The organism is Streptomyces profundus (genome assembly GCF_020740535.1).
Classification (GTDB): domain Bacteria; phylum Actinomycetota; class Actinomycetes; order Streptomycetales; family Streptomycetaceae; genus Streptomyces; species Streptomyces profundus.
Map to the genome: position 1 here is coordinate 3,023,204 of NZ_CP082362.1, position 20,056 is coordinate 3,043,259.

Below are 20,056 nucleotides of genomic sequence, written 5' to 3' on the forward strand. Positions count from 1 at the left end.
CCTCAGGAGAGGATCTTGACGGCGCTCGACCAGTTCAGCCCCAGCCGCTCCTGGGCGGCCATATGGAGGAACTGGAAGGCCTCCAACTCCCTGGCCCGCCGCAGCGGGCCCACGTCCCTGGGGATCAGCCCGCCGGACGTGGCGAGTTCGGCCACCCGGGCCTTGGCGTCCTCGTCGTCCCCCGCGATCAGCACGTCCAACGGGAGCCCGGCGACCTGTCCGCTGAGCAGCGTGGTGGCGAAGGTGGTGTTGAACGCCTTCACCACCGGCACCCCCGGTGCGGCCTCGGCGGCGATCCGCTCGGCGGCCGAGGTGCCGGCCGGCACCACGAGCCCGTCGAAGGTGGCGAAGTCCACCGGGTTGCTGATGTCCACCAGCACCGCCCCGGTGAGCGCGGTGCCGTACTCGGCCGCGACCGCCAGCCCCGCCGGATACGGCACCGCCAGCACCACCAGGTCGGCGTCCTCGACGGCGATCGCGTCGGACGCCGCCACATCCCCTTCGGGCACGCCGCGCCGCAACTGGTCGGCGAGGTCGGCGGCCTTCGGCGGCGAGTGGTCGACGATCCGAACGGTGTGCCCGCCGGCGAGCGCCCTGGTCCCTATCCCGCGGGCCATGGCGCCCGCACCCACAATGGTGACAATCACCCCTTCATGCCAGCACGTGACCCCCACCCCCGCATCTCGGCCGGGACCCGCGGGGGCCCGGGCCGCCCGCCGTCAACTCCCCTTGCCGTCCCGCATCTCGTCGAGCCGTTCGGCCAGCACCGCCGGGTGGCCGTGCTCCGGGTCCTTGGCCGACGTCAGCAGGGTGACGGTGCGCCCCGCCCGGTCCAGCTCGTGCAGCCTGGTGAGCGCCGCGTTCGGCTCGTCGGCCGTCAGCTCCGCCAGATATCTGCGGCGGAACTCGTCGAAGTCGCCGTCCGGGCCGTGGTACCAGCGGCGCAGCTCGGGCGATGGCGTCAGCTCCTTGGGCCACTCGTCCAGCGGCAGCTCGTCCTTCTTCACCCCCCGCGGCCAGATCCGGTCCACCAGCACCCGGACCCCGTCGTCCCGCTCGGGCTCCTCGTACACCCGCCGCAGTCGAATCACATCGGCCTCCACTCCGTGTCGAAGGACCCGGCCCCGTGTTGGCCGGCGGCCCCGCCCACCCCGGGCGAGGTCATGAGGACGGCGCCGGCGCCGACCGCCAGCAGCACGCCGAGGGCCAGCAGGAGCCACCACCAGAAACGCTGTTGCGGGGTCATCTGGACAGCCACCTCGGTGCACCCTTCCGGCGAACGGGCGGCCGGGGTCCAGCGCCGGCCGCCCGCCCATGGTGTCCGTCCCCCCGGGCGACTTATCGGATTTGGGACCCGACCCCGCCGGCTTCCTCCGATCGGGCGGCGGGCAGGACGTCATTCGGCCCAGCCGAGGCGAGGGCGTCGTCGGGGCCGGCCGCCGGCCGCCCTTCGCCCGGTCGGGTCGGGGGCCGCCCGGAGAGCAGCGCCGCCGGCACCGAGGCGGCCAGCACCATCACCGTCGCCCAGAGATAGGTGTGCTGGAAGGCCGCAGCCGTGCCCTCCCGGCTCGCGAGGTTGCTGGTCAGCAGCACGGCGAACACCGCCGCGCCCACGGCCACCGCCAGCTGGTTGCCGATGTTCAGCAGCGTGGAGGCCGCCGGCACGTCGGGGCCCCTGGCGGAACGGGTGGCCGCCGTGATGGTCGGCATCATCGTCATGCCCACGCCGACCCCCAGGACCCCGAGCGCCAGCCGCAGCTCCCCGTCCGACGGCCGACCGCCCACCAGGACGGTGAACCAGCCCAGCGCCGCGGCCACGATCAGCACCCCCGGCAGCACGATCCAGCGCGGCGCCACCCGGTCGGACAGCCGCCCGGTCAGCTGCATGGTGATCCCGGCCGCCAGCCCCAGCTGGATCGTCATCAGCCCGGACTCCAGCACGCTCGCGCCCCGCACCAGCTGGAAGTACATCGGCGTCAGCAACATCGCCCCGAAGTAACCCATCACAAACGGAACGAGCGTCAACATCCCCACCGCCAACGGCCGGTGCGTCAGCAGCCGCAGGTTGATCAGCGGCCTCCTCGACGTCAGCCCCCGCCGCACGAACACCAGCACCAGCACCGCGCCAACGCCGATCGGCAGCAGGGTGCCGGGCGCGGCGAAGCCCCCCTCGCCCTCGCTCGCCCTGGTCAGGCCGTAGATCAACACGGCGAACCCGGGCGAGAGCAGCAACAGACCGGGAACGTCGAGACGGCTCCCCCTGCTCGGCGGATCGGTGGGGAAGATCCACAGCACCAGGGTCATCGCCAGCGCGACGACCGGCACGTTGACCAGGAACATCCACCGCCACGACACATCGTCCACCAGCCAGCCGCCCAGCACCGGGCCCAGCGCGGGCGCCACCAGGATGGACAGCCCCGAGATGCTCATCAGCTTCCCCTGTCCACCCCCGCTCGCGGCGGCGGCCCGCAGGACGAGCGACATCCCCACCGGCGTGATCAGGCCGCCGCCAAGACCCTGGAGGGCGCGGAACGCGATCAGCGACTCCGCGCTCCAGGCCGCGCCGGCGAGCCCGGAGCCGAACGCGAAGAGCCCCAGGGCGCCGAGGTACACCCGCTTGGCGCCGAACCGCGCCATCGCCCACGGCGCGGCCGGGATCACCGAGGCGAGCGCCAGCACATAGGCCGAGGTCACCCACTGGATGGTGGCGAGCGTCGCGTCGAACTCACGGGACAGCGCGGTCAGCGCGACGTTGACGATGGTGGTGTCCAGCACGATGGTGAACGAGGCGAGCGCGGCCACCAGGGCTATGGCCACGGGCGAACGCGGCGCGGCACGAGGGGCCCCTCCGGGCTCGGCGGACGGGGCGGGCGGACGGGACGGCACGGACATGGCGCACTCTTCTCGACTCTCTCGGCGGGGTGGGCGCTCTCGGCGCTCTCGGTGGGGTGGGCGCTCGCTGCGGGGTGGGCGTGGGGCCGGGCGTCGCCGCCGTGGCGGCGCCACGCGTCAGGGCTCGTAGGGCGTCGCGCCGCGCGCCGAGCGCAACGCGGTGGCCCACCAGACCAGCTGGTCGATGACCCCCGCCATCGCGCGCTCGTTGCTCTCCGCCTCGGCCGGACGCCCGGCGTCGTCGAACCAGTTCCAGGGGTGGTGGAAGCTGACACCACGCCGGATGGTCACCGCGTGCAGCTCGGCGAAGACCCCGCGCAACTGCTCCACGGCGCGCAGCCCACCGCCGAGCCCCCCGTAGGAGACGAACGAGACCGGCTTGGCCTGCCACTCCGTGAAGTGCCAGTCGATGAGGTTCTTCAGCGCGGCCGGGAAACTGTGGTTGTACTCCGGGGTGATCACCACGAACGCGTCGGCCGCGGCCAGCCGTCCGGCCACGTCCGCCAGCGCCCCGGCGGCCCCGGCGGCCCCGGGAGCGGACTCGGCGGACGGCGCGGCCATGTCGAGCCCGAGCGGCACCTCGGCGACGTCCAGCACGTCGACCGCGACGTCGCCCCGTTCGGCGCCCCGGCTCAGCAGCCGCTCGGCCACCCAGCCGGCGACGGTGGAACCGAAGCGGCCCTCCCTGAGGCTGCCGAGGATCACGGCCACCCGCACGGGCCCCGCACCCCCGGCCGACGCCTCGGCGTGCCCGCTCGCGCTCCGGGGCCCTTCGGCCGCGACACCGCCGCGAACCGTGCTGTCGTCGACGCCTTCGATGGTGGGGGCGGTGGACATGGTCGGCCTCCTGGGCTCCGCTGGTGAGGTACGGAGACCAGGTTGGAACTTCAAGAACACTTGAAGTCAACCCATGGCGCCGGGGAACCCGCGAATCACCCGCCGGACCGGCCCGACACCAGGACCGTTAGCCAATTGAGTTACCGCTCAGTAGGATGCCCCTGGGCTATCGTCTAGCCTTCGCCGCCCGCCCTTCCGCAGGTACGAGGAGCCACCATGCAACTCGCCGCGATCGTCATCTCGTTGACGCTCACCGCGGTCGCCATCGCGCTGTTCAGCCGGGCGATCGCACAGATCGTCCGCCAGCTGCGCCTGGGGCAGCCGGTCCCCCAGGGGCTGCGCACCGACAACCCGGTGGCCCGCACCCTCACCCTGGCCAAGGAGTTCCTCGGCCACACCAGGATGAACCGCTGGGCGGTCGTCGGCGTCGCGCACTGGTTCGTCGCGATCGGGTTCCTCACCCTGATCCTCACCATCGTCCAGGCGTACGGCCAGCTCTTCCAGGCCGACTGGACGCTCCCGGTGCTCGGCACCTTCGTGCCCTACGAGATGTACATCGAGTTCATGGCGCTGATGACGGTGCTCGGCATCGGCACGCTGATCGTGATCCGGCTGCTCAGCCTGCCCAGCCGCCCGGGGCGCAAGTCCCGGTTCACCGGCTCCACCTCCTGGCAGGCGTACTTCGTCGAGTACGTCATCCTCACCATCGGCGCGGCGATCCTGCTGCTGCGCGGCCTGGAGGGCGCGCTGCACCACGTCGACGGCTACCGCGCGGCGTACTTCGTCTCGTACCCGCTGGTCGCCGCCTTCGACGGGCTGTCAACGGGCGCGCTCCAGAACATCGTCTACCTGGTCGCGCTGATCAAGATCGGCGTCAGCATGACCTGGGCGATCACCATCGGCCTCAACACCGCCATGGGCGTCGCCTGGCACCGCTTCCTCGCCTTCCCCAACATCTGGTTCAAGCGCGACGCCGAGGGCGCCCCCGCGCTCGGCGCGCTGCTGCCCATGACGTCGGCCGGCAAGCCCATCGACTTCGAGACGGTCTTCGACGACGAGGGCGGCGAGGACACCCAGTTCGGCGTCTCCCAGGTGGAGCACTTCTCCTGGAAGGGCCTGCTGGACTTCTCCACCTGCACGGAGTGCGGGCGCTGCCAGTCCCAGTGCCCCGCCTGGAACACCGGGAAGCCGCTCTCCCCCAAGCTGTTGATCATGTCGCTGCGCGACCACGCGCACGCCAAGGCCCCCTACCTGCTGCCCGGCGCCGCCCCCGACCCCGTGGCCACCACCACCGACGACGGCGTGCCCGCCGTGGCCGAGAACGAACGCCCGCTGATCGGCACCGCCGAGCAGCACGGCGTGATCGACCCGGACGTGCTCTGGTCCTGCACCACCTGCGGCGCCTGCGTCGAGCAGTGCCCGGTGGACATCGAGCACATCGACCACATCGTGGACATGCGCCGCTACCAGGTGATGATCGAGTCGGCGTTCCCCAGCGAGGCCGGCACCATGCTCAAGAACCTGGAGCGCAAGGGCAACCCCTGGGGCATGGCCAAGAAGAAGCGCCTGGAGTGGACCAAGGAGGTCGACTTCGAGGTCCCGGTCGTCGGCAAGGACGTCGAGGACCTCACCGAGGTCGAGTACCTCTACTGGGTCGGCTGCGCCGGCGCCCTGGAGGACCGCGCCAAGAAGACCACCAAGGCGTTCGCCGAGCTGCTGCACATCGCCGGCGTGAAGTTCGCCATCATGGGCGGCGACGAGGCCTGCACGGGGGACTCCCCGCGCCGCCTTGGCAACGAGTTCCTCTTCCAGCAGCTGGGCGAGCAGAACGTCGAGTCGCTCAAGGCGGCCAAGGCGCGGAAGATCGTCGCCACCTGCCCGCACTGCTTCAACACCATCGCCAACGAGTACCCGCAGCTGGGCGGCGAGTTCGAGGTCATCCACCACACCCAGCTGCTGCAACACCTGGTGGACGAGAACAAGCTGGTCCCGGTCACCCCGGTGGACGGCCTGATCACGTACCACGACCCGTGCTACCTGGGCCGGCACAACAAGGTCTACACCCCGCCGCGCGAGATCATCGGCAGGGTCCCGGGGCTGCGCAACGAGGAGATGCACCGCCACAAGGAGCGGGGCTTCTGCTGCGGCGCCGGCGGCGCCCGGATGTGGATGGAGGAGCGCATCGGGAAGCGCGTCAACGACGAACGCGTGGACGAGGCCCTCGCCCTGGACCCGGACATCATCTCCACCGCCTGCCCGTTCTGCCTGGTGATGCTCAGCGACTCCGTCAACGGCAAGAAGAACGACCAGCAGGCCAAGGAGGAGCTGCGGGTGGTGGACGTGGCCCAGCTGCTGCTGGACTCCGTGCGGACCCCGAGCGCCGACGGGGCCGCCGAGCCGTCGCCGTCGCCTTCCCCCTCGTCCTCGCCGCCGTCCTCGCCACCGTCCTCGCCTTCGCCGGAGTCGCAGCCGACCGGAAGTTGACGCCGGCCGACCGGCGGCCGGCCATCCCGGAGACCGGGGGCGCCGGTGGCTCCGGAAGAAGGTACGTTCTAGGCGTGGCCGGATTCCGAAGGAAGCGCGACAACCAGTACCCACAGGGCTCCCACCCCTACCCACAGGGTCAGGGCCCCCAGCCGGGATATGACGGACAGTCATATCCCGGGCCTGGCCCGTACGGAGGCGCACCGCCGGGCAACGGCCCGTACCCGCCGGACGGTTACCGTCACGGCGACTACGGCGACGGCGCGTACCAGGACGACGGGTACGGCCGGCAGGGGTACGGCGGCTACGGCGACGACGGGCCCGGCGAGGGCGGCAACGACGGGTACGCCGACGGCGGTTACGGCGACGGCGCTCCGCCCGGGCCCCCGCCCGCCGACCCGCTGCCCTGGCGTCAACTGCTGCTGGGCATCGTCTTCCGCCCCAGCGGCACCTTCTGGACGATGCGCGACTACCCGATGTGGTGGCCCGCACTGATCGTCAGCTTCCTCTACGGACTGATCGCGGTCTTCGGGCTCGACGACTCCCGCGACACCATCCTCGACACCACCATCTCCAGCCTGATCCCCTACCTGCTCTTCACCGGCGTGGCGATGGTGCTGGGCGCGCTGGTCCTCAGCACCGTGACCCACAACCTGGCGCGCCAACTCGGCGGCAACGGGCTGTGGGCCCCGACGGCCGGTCTGGCCATGCTGATCATGACGCTGACGGACATCCCGCGGCTGGCGCTGGCCCTCTTCCTGGGCGGCGGCGACCCCATCGTCCAGGTCCTCGGCTGGGCCACCTGGCTCTACGCGGGGCTGCTGTTCACCATGATGGTCAGCCGATCCCACGAGATCGCCTGGCCCCGGGCCCTCGGCGCCTCCAGCATCCAACTCCTGGGCCTGCTCATGCTGATCAAGCTGGGCACCCTCTGACCCACCAACCCCTCCGGTAACCTCGGGGGGTGCTTCTGTCAGACAAGGACATCCGGGCCGAAATCGATGCTGGCCGCGTGCGGATCGAGCCATTCGAACCGACGATGATCCAACCCTCCAGCATCGACGTCCGACTCGACCGCTACTTCCGGGTGTTCGAGAACCACCGCTACCCGCATATCGACCCGTCGGTGGAACAGCCGGACCTGACGAGGATGATCGAGCCCAAGGGCGACGAGCCCTTCATCCTCCACCCGGGCGAGTTCGTCCTGGCCTCCACCTACGAGATGATCACCCTCCCGGAGAACCTCGCCTCCCGGCTGGAGGGCAAGAGCTCCCTCGGCCGCCTCGGCCTGCTCACCCACTCCACTGCGGGCTTCATCGACCCGGGCTTCTCCGGCCATGTCACGCTGGAGCTGTCCAATGTGGCCACCCTGCCGATCAAGCTCTGGCCCGGAATGAAGATCGGCCAACTCTGCGTCTTCCAGCTGACGTCACCGGCCGAGCGCCCCTACGGCTCCGGCGCGACAGGCTCCCGCTACCAGGGCCAACGCGGGCCCACCCCCTCGCGCTCATACCTCAACTTCCACCGCACCGAGATCTGACCTCCGCACGGGCACCACACTCCGCAACCGCGCACACCGCGGACACCTCACCAACCGCCCAGGCCCGATCCGGTCGCTCCCCAACTGCCGCATCGGAAACCGAGCGGCGCTGAACACATGCCCCTCAACACAACGAACAACGGTAACGGCGCCGACACCAGACAACGTGGCCTTCTCCCCTGCCTCTTGACAACGAAGACCACTCTAAGCGACCACACCGACACCCCCACGCCGGCACTCCGACACCCCACCCCCCGAGGAGATGAGGTAACCTGTACCCCACGAACGGCCCTCAAGCCGCTCAAGCGGGCGTAGTTTAATGGTAGAACATGAGCTTCCCAAGCTCAGAGCGCGAGTTCGATTCTCGTCGCCCGCTCCATCTCAAACCCCCAGGTCAGCGACCTGGGGGTTGTTTGCTGAGCGAGGCCGGCATGGGGCCGCGTGCCAGATCCGTGCCAAATGAAGCTCCTGGGCGCCCGGGTAGCCACACTTATGGCTCGTGCGTGACCGTCGGACACCGCTGATATCCATTTCGCGAGACGCATGTTGCATGACGTGTACCACATTCGCCCGCGCCGCATAGCGGTATACACAGAGACATACCCGGACAACGCCGGGTGCCCAGCGTCCCGAGCATCAGGAAGACCCCTCCTGGCCGCACCACTCCAGAGGCCGTGCCAGATCCGTGCCAGAGCGGGACACCGGAGAACGCCCTCACGTCGCGTCGCCATCAGCCTCCGCAGCGGCGAACGGATGCACATAGCCCCGGTCGTCGAATGGAGTGAACCAGTCCTTCACTCCCATCGGGGCGGTACCCAGATGGGCCAGGCTGGGTTCCTCGTCGATTCCGTCCATCGCCGGCTGATACAGCCACTCGTGGTCCGTGTCCTCATACACCTGATTGGCGAAGCACTCCCAGGCGACCTTGATCTCCTCGCTCAGCAGGCCGTTGATGTCCACCACGACAAGTGCCTCGTCGAGCAGCAGCCGCAGCAGCAGTTCCTCCGCGACACAGCTCAGCTCGGCGTGGTCGGTGCGCGTGAACTTCTCGATCATCGACACGGCAGCAACGGTGAGCCGCTTGGCGAACAGCGCCGTGTACAGGTGGGCGTACGCCGGGGGCAGCTGCTCCAGCACCATGAACACGCCGTCGCTGTCCGCGACGCTGGTCCCGCTCTCCTCATGCAGCATCACCACATCCTGGAACAGCTCATCCACCAGGATCTCCGAGGCGTACACCAAGGCGCCCGCGGCCAGTTCGGCGTCATCCCGGCTGACGATCCGCTCCTCCTCATCGTCGGAGTAACCGAAGCACTCCACGGGAAACGCCTTCAGACGGGGAGCGAGTCCACAGATCTTGCCGCGCATCGCTTCGATCTCCGCCGGGTCAAGCTGGGGAGTATGGACCGGCTTACGGGCCTCCGCGTGGCGCCGCGCCCGCTCCTTCGGGTCAGCGGGCGGAGCGTCCTCTCCACCCGCCGCCTCCAGGCTCCGCTGAGCGAGTTCGGGATGCAGGTCGACCGCGCACTTGGAGATCTGCCACTCGGCCAGCGGCTCGTTCTGCTCCAACAGGTCAGTCACAACCGCCCGCACGGCGTCCTCCGCGAACTCCAGGGCAGGCGCGTCCACGGACACCCCGAGGAGCACACCCTCCGGGTGTGCGCCCACGAAGCAGTCGGCAACCTCCACCTCGACCCCGTCGGGTCCGTCGATCGCCTCCACCGACTCCAGCCCCTTGGCCAGCAGCGATGCCGCACCCTCCCGCTGGAGCTCATCAAGCCCCACGACCCCCTCGGGGGTCCCCACTTCCACCGTCACCCAGTACGTCACCCCTTCATCGTGCAGCAATCGCCCGTCCGTCGGGACGCGAATCAGGGATGCGGCCCCACGGACCGCATCCCGGATCACCCCACATCCACGCCTGGTCAGGTGCGCCCGTCGGAGCGCCTGCGGACCTCGGCGTCAATACCGTCGGCGATCTTCCGCTGATGGCGTTCGGTGGAGTGCTGATAGAAGAGCTGCGCCCGAGTGGAGGACTGGCCGGCGCGAACCATCAGGTCCTTGAGCTTGGCACCGGTGTCGGCGGCGAGAGTGTTGCCGGTGTGCCGCAGGTCGTAGAAGCGGAAGCTTTCAGGCAGGCCGACGCCGGCCCGCGCTCGTCGCCAGCGGCGGCCGAACGTCGAGCGGCGAAACGGCGCCCCGCGCTCGCCGACGAAGAGCAGGCCGTCGTCTTCCTTCTGCGCGAACCACTCCAGGTGGCGACGGACGTCGAGGTGGACAAAGCTCGGCAACACGATCTCCCGCCGTCCCGCTCGCGACTTGAGGTCGCCGACCACCCGACGCCCCGTCGTCAGCTCGGGCGCCGCCCGCCGGACCCGCACCACACCCTGCTCCACGTCGACGTCGCCGCGTCGGAGTTCCGCCAGTTCCTCGGGGCGAAGGGAGGCGAAGGCGGCCAGCAGGACCATCAGGCGCCAGCGGGGCCCAACGTGGTCGGCGAGGTCGAGGACCTGGTCGACGGTGGCGATCGGCCGTTCCGCCGCTGACTCCTGGCCTGCGCCCTTGATGCGGCACGGATTGCGCCGAATCATGTCGTCCTCGACAGCTGTCTCCATGATGGCCTTCAGCAGCCGGTACGCCTTGGCTACCGTCGTGGCGCCGGTCGTCTCCAAACGCGCCGCACGCCAGGTACGCACGGCTGCCGGAGTGATCTCGTTCACGAGCACCTCCGCGAACGTCGGCAGGAGATGGACGCGCAGCAAACGCCGATACAGCTCGGCGGATGTGGCGGCGAGGCCGCGTTCGCCGACCCAGCGCGTCGCGAACTCGCCGAAGGGGACCTCACCCGCGTGCGGATCGGTCCAGGCGCCCCGGGCGATATCCACCTCGGTCTCGGACAGCCAGAGGTCGGCGTCCGTCTTGCTCGGGAAGGTGTCAGGCGCCTTGCGGATCAACCCGTCTGGTGCGGTGTACCGCGCCTGGAAGCGGCCGGAGGGGAGCTTCCGCACACTGCCGAAGCGCCGCTTACGCGGCTTGCGGCCCGGCATCAGGCGGCCCTCCGGTACCGGAATCGCTCCGGGCGGCGAATCGGTTCAACGGTGTGGTGCGCGATGAAATCGCTCAACGCACTCTCCGGAATGCGCACATGGCGCCCGACTCGGACGAACCTGATGCGGCGCTCGGCTATCAGCCGGCGCGGGAAACGCTCGGTGGTGCCGAGCATCTCGGCGGCCTGGGCGACGTTCAGCATTCGCTCAGCCACGCGACACCACCTCCTCAGCGAAGGAACGTGAAAAAGGCATGGATGTGGTGCGGCAAGAAGTCATGGGTCTCCTCTCAGCGGGCGCAAGGTAAAGCCGACCGCTGAAGTGGCAGATGCGGGATGGGCGGGTATCGGTTGGCGTCAAGCCGTGTCGGCTCACGGTGTTCGTAGCACCGTGGCCGAGCGGGCGTGCGGGCGTGCCCGCAGGTCAGGCAAGAACGTGGTCGCCGGCTAGCGCTCTTCGGCTCACGGTCCGCGAGGAAAGAGAGGCGGGGTGCATGGTGGGTCAACGCCCTTCGTCTCAGGGGGCGTCGGAATCTAGCATCCGTTTCACGGCCGCTCCAAGAAAGAGCGCCGACGGCAGGGTCGAATGCGGTTATTCCAAGCTGTTCCGGGTCGCCTCCCAGCATGGCCCATCGCAACTGTTTGGCGGTGCAGTGGTTTTGGGGGTAGTAATGCCCGTGCAGAAAGCCCCCGGTGCTACGAACACCGGGGGCCTGAAGCCGGAATACCTTCAACCGCCCATCCCAGGACAGTCACCCACGGCGCATCGGGTTGCCTCCCGAAACCGCCGAGCGAGGATCTTCCATGACCGAGAATACCGCCCAACCAACCCAGCACGACGCCCCGCCGTCGCCGGGTGCCGCCCTCCTGGACGAACTCCGCGACGCCATCGCCCGCTTCGTCATCCCACCCCACCACCACGCCCTGGACGCCACCGCACTGTGGGTCGCCGCCACCCACCTCCAGGCCGCGTGGCAGCACGCGCCACGCCTGGCCGTCGTCGGCCCGGCGAAGCGCTGTGGCAAGTCCCGGCTGCTGGACGTGCTGACCGAGACCGTCCACGCCCCGGTCATCACCGTCAACTCCACACCGGCCGCCGTCTTCCGTTCCATCACCGAGGAACCACCCACGCTCCTGGTGGACGAGGCCGACACCCTCTTCGGCACCCCCAGGGTGGCCGAGAAGAACGAAGAGATGCGCGGTCTGCTCAACGCCGGTCACCAACGCGGCCGTTACGTGCTGCGCGTGATCGGCAACGATCACACCCCGCACCACTTCCCCACCTTCGCGATGGCCGCGCTCGCCGGCATCGGCGAGCTGCCCGACACGGTCATGGACCGGTCGATCGTGATCCGGATGCGCCGCCGCGCCGACGGCGAACGCGTCAGTCCCTACCGCACCAAGCGAGACAGCCCCCGCCTGCGCGCCATCCGCGACCGGGTCGCCGCTTGGGCGCACCCGTTGACCGCCCACGCCCTGCGCCTGGAACCCCAGATGCCAGTCGAGGACCGCGCCGCCGACACCTGGGAACCTCTGATCATCGTCGCCGACCTCGCCGGCGGCCCCTGGCCGGCCCGCGCCCGCGCCGCCTGCGCGCGGATGGTCGCCGACGAGGCACGCGCCGAAGCGGATCACCCCGACAACGCCCGCCTGTTGGCCGACGTCCGCCGCGTCTTCGCCGCCGCCGGCGACCCCGACTGCCTCAGCACCGACCAACTCCTCTTCGCCCTCAACAGCGACCCCGAGGCGCCCTGGGGCGAGCACACCCGCACCGGCCTCACCGCCCGCGCCCTCGCCAGGCTGCTGCGCGACTACGACATTCGCTCCGGCAACGTCCGGATGCCCGACCACACCCAGCGCAAGGGCTACACCCGCGCCAAGTTCACCGACGCCTGGCGCCGCTACTGCCCCACCATCCACCCCCTCGACGCGACCGCGCCTACCACCTGAACCCGGGCCAAGCGGACCAGCCACCCGCCAGGCACCCGTCTTCTGCCGTCCCAGCCGTCCCCACCCCAAAAGCCCAGCTCAGACGGGGAGTCGACGGGACGGCACCCCGTCCTGAGACGGATACCCATCCGTCCCGGGCACCACAACCCGCCACGGCCGTACCCACCCTGACCTGCGAGAGCAACGGCAAGACGGCCAAGACGGCACCCCACGCACCACCCCGAGGACCCATGAACGCCAACACACCCACCGCCACCCGCCGGGACCGCTACGCCATCATCGGCCTCGGCCTCGTCGGGTGCGCCCTCTCCTACGACGCCCTCGTTCAGATGGCGCTGGCCGCCCACATCCGACCGCCGTTGACCTACCTCTTCCCCATCGTGATCGACGGCTTCATCGCCTACGGCGTCCGCGCCCTCCTCGTCCTACGCACCGCGCCCGTCCGCCCCCGCCTCTACGGCTGGACGCTGTTCATCGCCGCCACCACCGCCAGCATCTGGGCCAACTGCCGACACGCCATCAACCTCAACCAACCCGGCACCACCACCCTCCGCCTCGACGACACCACCGTCGCCATCCTCTCCGCCATCGCGCCCCTCGCCCTCGCCGGCGCGACCCACCTTCACATCCTCATCAACCGCCACAGCCACCCACCCGCCGCATCACCCTCCATTCCGGCCGAACCGGCCGGCCCATCCCCAACCGGCCAACCGACACCCCCCACTCGGCCGGCCCCGGCCGAAACGAACCGGCCCCGCCGCCCAGGCCGCCGCGCCGACGCCTCCATCCCCCACCTCGCCACCACCATCGCCGCCGCCCACCCCCACACCGACCACATCACCCGCGCCATGGCCCGCACCGCCATCGAGGCCGCCGGCCTTTCTGCCGGCAACCAACGCATCAAGGAAGCCCTCCACCACCTCCACACCACCCGCCCCACCTCAGGAAACTGACCATGGCCGCACACCACCAACGCCCACCCGCCACCACCGACGGCGGAGCAAGGTATCCCGTTGGACCGTCCAAGGGCCGGTCCAACGGGGAGTCCTCCGCCCCGGGGGTGGCGGAGGAGGGCGGGCGCCGGGGGGCGCCCGAGGGGGAGGGGGCGAGTCTGTCGCGGCGTGCCGCGGAGGAGGCGGCGCTGCGGCGGGTCGCTCGGCGTCGCCGGCGTGAGCCCGTGCGGCGGGCGGAACGGGTGGATGTCCGGTACAGCGTGGCGGAGAAGCAGGCGATCCTGGCGCGGGCCCGGTCGTTGAACATCGCGGGTGCCCATCTGGTGGGCGCGGCGGTGATGGCCTATCTGGACGGCGAGTTGGCGCTGCCGGGGCAGCGCACGGCGGTGGATGACCTGATCGACGAGTTGGCCGCGTTGCGCGGGCAGGTCGCACGGCTTGGGGGCAATGTCAACCAGATCGCCCGCGCGTTGAACTCCCAGGCCGATCCCCAGCCTGTGGACGCGGTCGTCCTCTCCCGCGCCCAGCGTCTCCTGGAGACCGTCCACTCCACGATCGCGGCGCTCGATTCGGCCGCGCACCGCACCGCGACCGGAAGGCCGACGGCCTCGTGATCGCGAAGATCACCCGTGGCGGCAACACGGGGAAGCTGATCGCCTACCTGTACGGCCCTGGGCGGGCCAACGAACACACCGACCCGCACCTGGTCGCCTCCTGGGAGGGCTTCGCCCCCGATCCGGGCCGCACCAACAGCGCCACTGCCACCGCCGTAAGGAAGCAGCTGGTCAACGCCCTCGACCTGCGCGTTCACCAGGCCGGACAGCGGGCTCCGAGCCGCCACGTGTGGCACTGCTCGATCCGTGCCGCGCCACAGGACCACCACCTCACCGACGCCGAGTGGGCTGACATCGCACGCCGCGTCGTGGCCGTCACCGGCATCGCTCCCGAAGGTGATCCGGACGGCTGCCGCTGGGTTGCCGTCCGCCACGCCGACGACCACATCCACATCGCGGCCACGACCGTGCGCGGCGACCTGCGGCCGGCCCGGCACTGGAACGACTACCTCACCGCCGACCGTGAACTCGCCCGGATCGAGATCGACTACGCGCTGCGGCGCGTCCCACGTGGCGACCGCACCGCCGCCTCGCGTCCCACTCGTGCCGAACGCGAGAAGGCCCACCGCGCGGGCCACACGGGCACCGCCCGCGAGTGCCTCCGCACCCTCATTCGCACGGCCGTCGCCGCGGCCAGCAGCCCCGAGGAGTTCCTCGCGCTGCTGGCCCACACCCCCGATGTCCTCGTCGAACTCCATCGCCTGCCCTCGGGCGACATTCGTGGCTACAAGGCCGCGCTGCGAGGCGACACCAATGCTGCCGGCGAACCCGTCTGGTACGCCGGTTCCACCCTCGCCGAGGACCTCTCCTGGCCCCGCATCCGCCAACGCCTCCCCGCAGCGTCATTCCACGCCCCGGCCTCCTGGCACCGCACAGCCGACGCCATCGAAGGCATCCCGCACCATCTCCACCACGCCCCCGATCCGGCAGCCCAAGCCCACATCAACGCCCTCGGCGAGACCCTCGACCTGCTGCCCCTCCTGGCTCCGCCCATCCTTCGGGCCCAACTCCAGTCCGCCGCAGCGGCCTTCGAACGCGCCACGCGCTCCCGCATCAGGGCCCAGCACGACCAGGCTCGCGCCCTGCGCACAACCATCCGCGCCTTGCTGCGCCAACCGCCCCCGCCTCGGGGCGACGCAACCTTCGCCATGCTCGTCGACGCACTCATCATCGCCGTCATCGCGGCCCACCACTGGCACCGGTCACGCCGGCACGACCAGCAGGCCGCCGCCGCGCACCAGACCCTCGTTCATCTCCACGCCGCCTACCGCCAGGCCACCGAAGCGCCTCCCCTGGGCGTCGCGCACCACCCGTGGCCCCAAGCCGACACGCACGCCCGGCACCTCCACTACCTCCGCCGCACCCTCCCGGCTCACGCCCAGCAGATCATCGACGATCCCGCGTTCCCGCACCTCAGCGCCGCGCTTTCCACCGCCGAAGCCGCCGGCCACGAACTTGACCGTCTCCTGCGGCAGGCCACCCACCAGCGCCCCCTAGACAACGCGCACGCCCCCGCACGCCTTCTGATCTGGCGCATCCAACGCCTGACCGCCTCCGCAACGTCCACCCGCCCGCATCCCACCGCCGCGCCTCGACAGGCACGACGCCACCGCTAAGCCCGTCCGAGCCTCAACTCCCCGCGCCCGGAGTCCGCTTCGCGTACTCGACGAACACGCCCCAGGCGTCCCGCCGAGCGGTCACCGTTCCCTTCCCGCGCGCCTTGGTGTCTCGCACCCTCACCCGCTCGGGGTCGTTGTCGGCCACCTCGACGCAGCTGTCGGACTTCGTGTAGGTGCTGGTGCGCCAAATCAGTGGCTGTGTTGCGGAGTTCACGGACTTCACGGGGTCCTTCTAGTCGGTCGGCAGTTGGTCGTAGTGGTGGCTCGCCCGAAGGACGAGTTCGCGGACGGCGGTGCCGTAGACGGCCGACTGCTGGAGCAGGGCGAACGCCTTGGTGTACATCTCGATCTCGCGGGGCTGGGTGACGGACAGCTCGGCCGAGTAGGTCTCGACGAGGACCAGTCGGTCGTCGAACATCGAGAAGGAGTTGCCCGGCCAGATGGCGACCGGTGCCGACCTGGGGATGATGCCGAGGCTGAGGCGGGGCAGTCGCATCACGGCCAGGAGCCGGTCGAGTTGGCCCTTCATCGTGTCGGGGCCGCCGAAGTTGGTGTAGAGGGCCTGTTCGCCGAGGAGGACGTTGAAGATCTTCTCGCCCCGGTACAGGTAGCGCTGGCGTTCCAGCCGTTTGGCGACGGCTGCCTCGGCGTCGTCCGGTACCTCGTAGAAGCCGACGACCTGGTCGAAGACCGCCGCAGCGTACTCGGAGGTCTGGATCGTTCCCCAGATGACCGTGGGGTGCCAGATGCGGAACACCCTGGTCTTGCCATAGACGGGAATCGCTTGTTGCTGTCGCTGTTCGGCGCCGGTGCGCAGCAACCTGCGCAGGTCGAGCCAGAGTTCGTCCACGTGGCGAACGATCGCGATCAGGTCGCCGAGTTGGTCGTTCTGTCCGGTGGCCTGGCACCAGATCCGGATGTCGTCCTCGCTGGGCCGCTGCCTGCCGTTCTCGATCCGCGAGACCTTCGACTCCTGCCAGGAGGTGGCGCGCGCGAACGCCCGGCCGCTGGTGAATCCGGCGTCCTTGCGGAAGCCGCGCAGCCGGGCGCCGAGCGCCTGAAGTGCCTCTTCTACCTGGGTGGTCACGGGCGGTTCAGGACAGGTGGTAGTCGCGGTGCGGAACGGCTGCGGCCCAGAGCCGGTCCCGCAGGCGGACGCAGGCGGCCACGGTCTCCGGGGCATCCACCAACTCCGAGCCGAGGACCCGGCCGTCGTTATCGAAGTGACCGACGGCGAGGAGACGGTCGTCGAACAGCCACCAGTCGTTGCCTCCCACGGGGAGGGCGGCATCGGCGGGCAGGAGGTGCCGGGGCAGCCAGCGAATGTCCTCGCCTGCCTCCTCGTTGAGGTGGGTGGTGGCGTGTTCCCAGCGGATGTAGGGGCTGGGCGGCTCGGTGACCACGCGCACTCGCCGAACCGTGCGCCCCTCGCTCGTGACGCGTCGTATCAGCCGCGTCCAGGGCGCCATGTAGGAGTAGTCGACGTTCTCGCCGCGCAGCCAGCTGGTGAACGGGCTGTCCTCGTCGGGAACGGAGTAGTCGTCCCGCAGCTCCAGGTGGAACGCGTCCCGCTCGAAGCTCTCAAAGAGCTGGTTGCGCTCGGCGCTGGAGATCAGCTCCACGTGGCTCCTCCAGTAGGGCGGTGATCGCGGTCCTGGGGACCTCGACCACGGTCTCGTAGTCCGGGATGTCCATCTGGGCCAGGGCGTGGGGGTCGGTCACCTCACGCCCCTGGACGACGAAGGTACCGCCCGGCGTCAGGATCATGATCGGGTCCGCCACCCGCTTGATCTCCCCGGCTGGCAGGCCGTCCTCGGTGAGGTGCTCGAACAACTCGGTGGGCACCTCCACAGCGGTCTCTCCCTCCTGGAGATCGAGCCGCATCAGCAGGTCGTTCGCGAAGATCCTCCAGCCCTGGACGAGGTAGGTGTCACGGTCGGTGGCGTACAGGGTCGGGCAGTCCCCGATCGTGGAGTTCTTACCAAGGAACCGTAGCTTCATGGTCGTTCCCCTGTCTGCTGCCTTGCAGAGTTTTGCGCGACACGACGATGGTCGGCTCGGTGTTCGAGACCGTCAATCAGCTTGCCGCAAACTCGCGCAATCTCCTTGGGGCCTGAGCGACGGCCGCTCTACCTTCGAACCCGAACCCGAGCAGCCGAGGCGGACGACCCGCCCCACGGCGCCGCCCGAACGAAGGAACCCGCCCACGCAGCAACGGAGTCGACCCATGCCCCCATCCCCACAACACGCACCCGACCCGAACCCCGAAGGCCGCCAGCCCTCGATCTCCCCAGCCGAGGAAGCGACGAGCGATCAGGCCCTGACCACCGAGAAACTGCTCGCCAGGGCCAACGACTTGCGCAGCCGCGTCCACAGTCACCTCGCGGGGATGGCCCGGTGAACGGCCGCCATCGCCGCCAGCGCGTTCCCACGATCGACGGCCACTTCGCTGGCCTTGCGCTGATCTTCCTGAACGTCTTCGGCCTGGCCTTCATCGGCTACGCCGCCGAGACCACCACGGCCGTCCCCGACCAGGCGACGGCGGCCCCGGACGCCTGACGGCGCTCCCCCACAGACTCCGCCCGACGGCCTGGCGTGTTCTCCGGCTCCCAGTCCCGGAGAACTGCCCACGTCGGGCGGACCGTCGCCCGCCCCGGGCGTCCCGCCTCTCGCGGTGGGTGCGGGCGACACCCCGCCGTTCCCCCGGGCCGGTCCGAGATCTCTCCCGCTCGGGGGAACGGCCCCAGCCCACCCCCGAACCCCTCCCGTTGCGAACCCGGAGTGTCCCCATGCCGCAGACCGCCACCGACAGCCCGTCGGCCCCGTCCCCCGAACTCCCGCGCATCACCCGTCCGTTGACCGTCCGGGTGACCCTGCTCGCCACCACGCGCGACAACCACGTGCTGATGGTCCGAGACCCGCACATCGAGGGCGGCTGGCAATTGCCGAGTGGCACGGTGCCGCCGGGCGACTGCCCGGTACGGACCGCGCGGCATCTGAGCGTCTCGCAGACCGGCTACTACCAGGAGGCCACGCACGCGTTAGCCATCACCCTGGAGCACGGCCCGTCCGGGCTCCCGATCGCGCTGGACTACGTCCTTGACGGCGGTCAGGCGGACACCCCGCCCTGCGACGCGGGCACCCTCGCGGACGGTGCTGGCTGGCGCCCCATGCGGGAGTTGCTGGAGTCCCCGCCCGTGGTGCAGAACGCCCTGCTCGCCCTGGCGCGCGGTGAGCGCGTCCCTGTCCTGGTCAACGGCGACCGACCGGCGTGGCCGGAGCCGGACACCACGGACCAGCCCGCCTGATGACGCTTGCGCTGTGCGCCGCCCTGCTCGCGCTGCTGGCACCCCTCCTTCCGGGGTGTGCCTTCACCGTCGCGCTGGTGCGGCGCATCGGCCAGGCCGACCGCGACACACCGCAACCCCACCCACTCGACCGCCGTCCGGAAAGTTGACCGCCGTGCCCGATGTTCTCGTTCCCGAAGCCGTGATGACCTGGGGGCCGCGCCGTCTCCCGGTGCCCTACGCCGCGCACTGGAGCGGCGAAGGCCCCTACGGACGACGGGTGACGATGCGCCCGGACGTAGCCGGCGTCTGGTACCTCGACGAGACGCCGGCCGACCGTGACGCGTTCGGCGTGCTGTGGGCCCGCGTCCAGGCAGCGCCCGGCGACGGCCGTCCGGACTTCCCCGCGATGCACCCGGCACGCCAACGCCGCGCCCAGGCCGAACGGTTGTGCCAGGTCTGCGGCGAGAGCGCAAGCCACACCCAGGACGGCTGGCTCTTCCTGATGAACCACGACGGCTCGGACCTCTACGAGGGGGCGAAGGTCACCAAGCCTCCGGTCTGCGTCCGCTGCGCCGTCCTGGCCACCCGCTACTGCCCCCACCTCACCCACCCGGTCGGAGTCCGCTCCCGCCGCCCGAAGATCTGGGGCGTCTTCGGCACCCTCTTCACGCCCACGCCGAATGCCCAGCTCAAGCCGCACGTAGACGAATACCTGCCCTACGGCCACCCGGTCACGGAATGGTTCCTGGCCTCCCAACTGGTCGTGGAACTCAAGCGTTGCACCGTCGTGGATCTCGACGCGGAACTCGCGGCATTGACCTGATTTCCGCA

At 70.2% G+C, this 20,056-nt stretch carries 25 protein-coding genes and 1 tRNA gene; 13 read left to right on the forward strand and 13 right to left on the reverse strand.

The features are described from left to right. Positions 1 to 2: 2 nt before the first annotated feature. The 5 genes from K4G22_RS13240 to K4G22_RS13260 form a co-directional block, all read right to left on the reverse strand. Complete coding sequence (locus K4G22_RS13240) at positions 3 to 647, reverse strand: NADPH-dependent F420 reductase (protein ID WP_228080411.1); 645 nt, start codon at positions 645 to 647, stop codon at positions 3 to 5. A 72-nt stretch (positions 648 to 719) separates the two neighbouring features. Next, the gene (locus K4G22_RS13245) at positions 720 to 1,091 is read right to left on the reverse strand and encodes a DUF488 domain-containing protein (protein WP_228080413.1); all 372 of its coding nucleotides are present in this window, start codon (positions 1,089 to 1,091) and stop codon (positions 720 to 722) included. Continuing rightward, entirely contained in the window at positions 1,088 to 1,246 is a 159-nt protein-coding gene (locus K4G22_RS13250) for a hypothetical protein (RefSeq protein ID WP_228080415.1), read from the reverse strand. The genes K4G22_RS13245 and K4G22_RS13250 overlap by 4 nt, the downstream gene beginning before the upstream one ends. 92 nt (positions 1,247 to 1,338) lie before the next feature. Beyond that, positions 1,339 to 2,892, reverse strand: a complete 1,554-nt coding sequence (locus tag K4G22_RS13255; protein WP_228080417.1) for a DHA2 family efflux MFS transporter permease subunit — start codon at positions 2,890 to 2,892, stop codon at positions 1,339 to 1,341. Between the two features lie 117 nt (positions 2,893 to 3,009). After that, positions 3,010 to 3,729, reverse strand: a complete 720-nt coding sequence (locus tag K4G22_RS13260) for an NADPH-dependent FMN reductase (protein WP_228080419.1) — start codon at positions 3,727 to 3,729, stop codon at positions 3,010 to 3,012. A gap of 216 nt (positions 3,730 to 3,945) precedes the next feature. On the opposite strand from K4G22_RS13260, the gene K4G22_RS13265 reads away from it, so the two are divergent. The 3 genes from K4G22_RS13265 to dcd all read left to right on the forward strand — a co-directional run bounded on the left by K4G22_RS13265 (position 3,946) and on the right by dcd (position 7,753). Further along, a complete protein-coding gene (locus K4G22_RS13265) occupies positions 3,946 to 6,213 on the forward strand; it encodes a (Fe-S)-binding protein (RefSeq protein WP_228080421.1) in 2,268 nt (755 codons plus the stop codon). A 74-nt stretch (positions 6,214 to 6,287) separates the two neighbouring features. Beyond that, positions 6,288 to 7,148 carry a Yip1 family protein gene (locus tag K4G22_RS13270; RefSeq protein WP_228080422.1) on the forward strand — a complete coding sequence of 287 codons (861 nt, stop codon included), beginning with the start codon at positions 6,288 to 6,290 and terminating at the stop codon, positions 7,146 to 7,148. 29 nt (positions 7,149 to 7,177) lie between these two features. Further along, positions 7,178 to 7,753, forward strand: a complete 576-nt coding sequence (dcd, locus tag K4G22_RS13275) for a dCTP deaminase (RefSeq protein ID WP_228080424.1) — start codon at positions 7,178 to 7,180, stop codon at positions 7,751 to 7,753. Here dcd and K4G22_RS13280 read toward each other — a convergent pair. Next, the gene (locus K4G22_RS13280) at positions 7,721 to 7,918 is read right to left on the reverse strand and encodes a hypothetical protein (protein ID WP_228080426.1); all 198 of its coding nucleotides are present in this window, start codon (positions 7,916 to 7,918) and stop codon (positions 7,721 to 7,723) included. The genes dcd and K4G22_RS13280 overlap by 33 nt on opposite strands. 140 nt (positions 7,919 to 8,058) lie before the next feature. Between K4G22_RS13280 and K4G22_RS13285 the strand changes: the two genes are divergently transcribed. Next, a tRNA-Gly gene (locus K4G22_RS13285) sits at positions 8,059 to 8,132 on the forward strand. Between the two features lie 335 nt (positions 8,133 to 8,467). Here the strand turns inward: K4G22_RS13285 and K4G22_RS13290 are convergent. From K4G22_RS13290 to K4G22_RS13300, 3 genes are all read right to left on the reverse strand, one after another. Then, a complete protein-coding gene (locus tag K4G22_RS13290) occupies positions 8,468 to 9,583 on the reverse strand; it encodes a hypothetical protein (RefSeq protein ID WP_228080428.1) in 1,116 nt (371 codons plus the stop codon). 95 nt (positions 9,584 to 9,678) lie between these two features. Then, entirely contained in the window at positions 9,679 to 10,800 is a 1,122-nt protein-coding gene (locus K4G22_RS13295) for a tyrosine-type recombinase/integrase (protein ID WP_228080435.1), read from the reverse strand. Then, complete coding sequence (locus tag K4G22_RS13300; RefSeq protein ID WP_228080436.1) at positions 10,800 to 11,015, reverse strand: excisionase family DNA-binding protein; 216 nt, start codon at positions 11,013 to 11,015, stop codon at positions 10,800 to 10,802. The genes K4G22_RS13295 and K4G22_RS13300 overlap by 1 nt, the downstream gene beginning before the upstream one ends. Before the next feature lie 588 nt (positions 11,016 to 11,603). Between K4G22_RS13300 and K4G22_RS13305 the strand changes: the two genes are divergently transcribed. From K4G22_RS13305 to K4G22_RS13320, 4 genes are all read left to right on the forward strand, one after another. Continuing rightward, complete coding sequence (locus K4G22_RS13305) at positions 11,604 to 12,749, forward strand: DUF3631 domain-containing protein (protein WP_228080437.1); 1,146 nt, start codon at positions 11,604 to 11,606, stop codon at positions 12,747 to 12,749. Positions 12,750 to 12,979: 230 nt separating this feature from the next. Further along, positions 12,980 to 13,702, forward strand: a complete 723-nt coding sequence (locus K4G22_RS13310; protein ID WP_228080438.1) for a DUF2637 domain-containing protein — start codon at positions 12,980 to 12,982, stop codon at positions 13,700 to 13,702. Between the two features lie 2 nt (positions 13,703 to 13,704). After that, positions 13,705 to 14,316 carry a plasmid mobilization relaxosome protein MobC gene (gene mobC / locus K4G22_RS13315; protein ID WP_228080439.1) on the forward strand — a complete coding sequence of 204 codons (612 nt, stop codon included), beginning with the start codon at positions 13,705 to 13,707 and terminating at the stop codon, positions 14,314 to 14,316. Next, entirely contained in the window at positions 14,313 to 15,932 is a 1,620-nt protein-coding gene (locus K4G22_RS13320; RefSeq protein ID WP_228080440.1) for a mobilization protein, read from the forward strand. Before mobC ends, K4G22_RS13320 begins: the two co-directional genes overlap by 4 nt. A gap of 13 nt (positions 15,933 to 15,945) precedes the next feature. Here the strand turns inward: K4G22_RS13320 and K4G22_RS13325 are convergent, their stop codons facing one another. Genes K4G22_RS13325 through K4G22_RS13340 form a run of 4 tightly spaced genes read right to left on the reverse strand, consistent with a single transcriptional unit; the run spans position 15,946 to position 17,936 of the window. Further along, positions 15,946 to 16,149, reverse strand: a complete 204-nt coding sequence (locus K4G22_RS13325) for a DUF397 domain-containing protein (protein WP_228080441.1) — start codon at positions 16,147 to 16,149, stop codon at positions 15,946 to 15,948. Positions 16,150 to 16,167: 18 nt separating this feature from the next. Then, positions 16,168 to 17,022, reverse strand: a complete 855-nt coding sequence (locus tag K4G22_RS13330) for a helix-turn-helix domain-containing protein (protein ID WP_228080442.1) — start codon at positions 17,020 to 17,022, stop codon at positions 16,168 to 16,170. A 7-nt stretch (positions 17,023 to 17,029) separates the two neighbouring features. Continuing rightward, positions 17,030 to 17,557: a DUF6879 family protein gene (locus K4G22_RS13335; protein ID WP_228080443.1), complete on the reverse strand. Its 528-nt coding sequence runs from the start codon at positions 17,555 to 17,557 to the stop codon at positions 17,030 to 17,032. Further along, a complete protein-coding gene (locus tag K4G22_RS13340) occupies positions 17,517 to 17,936 on the reverse strand; it encodes a hypothetical protein (protein WP_228080444.1) in 420 nt (139 codons plus the stop codon). Before K4G22_RS13340 ends, K4G22_RS13335 begins: the two co-directional genes overlap by 41 nt. Before the next feature lie 226 nt (positions 17,937 to 18,162). Between K4G22_RS13340 and K4G22_RS13345 the strand changes: the two genes are divergently transcribed. The 5 genes from K4G22_RS13345 to K4G22_RS13365 all read left to right on the forward strand — a co-directional run bounded on the left by K4G22_RS13345 (position 18,163) and on the right by K4G22_RS13365 (position 20,048). After that, entirely contained in the window at positions 18,163 to 18,336 is a 174-nt protein-coding gene (locus K4G22_RS13345) for a hypothetical protein (protein WP_228080445.1), read from the forward strand. Then, a complete protein-coding gene (locus K4G22_RS13350; RefSeq protein WP_228080446.1) occupies positions 18,333 to 18,494 on the forward strand; it encodes a hypothetical protein in 162 nt (53 codons plus the stop codon). Before K4G22_RS13345 ends, K4G22_RS13350 begins: the two co-directional genes overlap by 4 nt. A 230-nt stretch (positions 18,495 to 18,724) precedes the next feature. Further along, positions 18,725 to 19,243 (forward strand): hypothetical protein, encoded by a 519-nt coding sequence (locus K4G22_RS13355; protein WP_228080447.1) that lies wholly within the window; start codon positions 18,725 to 18,727, stop codon positions 19,241 to 19,243. Beyond that, the gene (locus K4G22_RS13360; protein ID WP_228080448.1) at positions 19,243 to 19,392 is read left to right on the forward strand and encodes a hypothetical protein; all 150 of its coding nucleotides are present in this window, start codon (positions 19,243 to 19,245) and stop codon (positions 19,390 to 19,392) included. Before K4G22_RS13355 ends, K4G22_RS13360 begins: the two co-directional genes overlap by 1 nt. A 5-nt stretch (positions 19,393 to 19,397) precedes the next feature. Next, entirely contained in the window at positions 19,398 to 20,048 is a 651-nt protein-coding gene (locus tag K4G22_RS13365) for a hypothetical protein (RefSeq protein ID WP_228080449.1), read from the forward strand. Positions 20,049 to 20,056: the final 8 nt, after the last annotated feature.

What these genes read in the sequence shown, in the direction of transcription:
- K4G22_RS13340 (WP_228080444.1), bottom strand. Translation starts at nt 17,936, where the DNA reads ATGAAGCTACGGTTCCTTGGTAAGAACTCCACGATCGGGGACTGCCCG.
- K4G22_RS13260 (WP_228080419.1), bottom strand. Translation starts at nt 3,729, where the DNA reads ATGTCCACCGCCCCCACCATCGAAGGCGTCGACGACAGCACGGTTCGC.
- K4G22_RS13355 (WP_228080447.1), top strand. Translation starts at nt 18,725, where the DNA reads ATGCCGCAGACCGCCACCGACAGCCCGTCGGCCCCGTCCCCCGAACTC.
- K4G22_RS13305 (WP_228080437.1), top strand. Translation starts at nt 11,604, where the DNA reads ATGACCGAGAATACCGCCCAACCAACCCAGCACGACGCCCCGCCGTCG.
- K4G22_RS13310 (WP_228080438.1), top strand. Translation starts at nt 12,980, where the DNA reads ATGAACGCCAACACACCCACCGCCACCCGCCGGGACCGCTACGCCATC.
- K4G22_RS13360 (WP_228080448.1), top strand. Translation starts at nt 19,243, where the DNA reads ATGACGCTTGCGCTGTGCGCCGCCCTGCTCGCGCTGCTGGCACCCCTC.
- mobC (WP_228080439.1), top strand. Translation starts at nt 13,705, where the DNA reads ATGGCCGCACACCACCAACGCCCACCCGCCACCACCGACGGCGGAGCA.
- K4G22_RS13345 (WP_228080445.1), top strand. Translation starts at nt 18,163, where the DNA reads ATGCCCCCATCCCCACAACACGCACCCGACCCGAACCCCGAAGGCCGC.
- K4G22_RS13250 (WP_228080415.1), bottom strand. Translation starts at nt 1,246, where the DNA reads ATGACCCCGCAACAGCGTTTCTGGTGGTGGCTCCTGCTGGCCCTCGGC.
- K4G22_RS13295 (WP_228080435.1), bottom strand. Translation starts at nt 10,800, where the DNA reads ATGCCGGGCCGCAAGCCGCGTAAGCGGCGCTTCGGCAGTGTGCGGAAG.
- K4G22_RS13255 (WP_228080417.1), bottom strand. Translation starts at nt 2,892, where the DNA reads ATGTCCGTGCCGTCCCGTCCGCCCGCCCCGTCCGCCGAGCCCGGAGGG.
- K4G22_RS13265 (WP_228080421.1), top strand. Translation starts at nt 3,946, where the DNA reads ATGCAACTCGCCGCGATCGTCATCTCGTTGACGCTCACCGCGGTCGCC.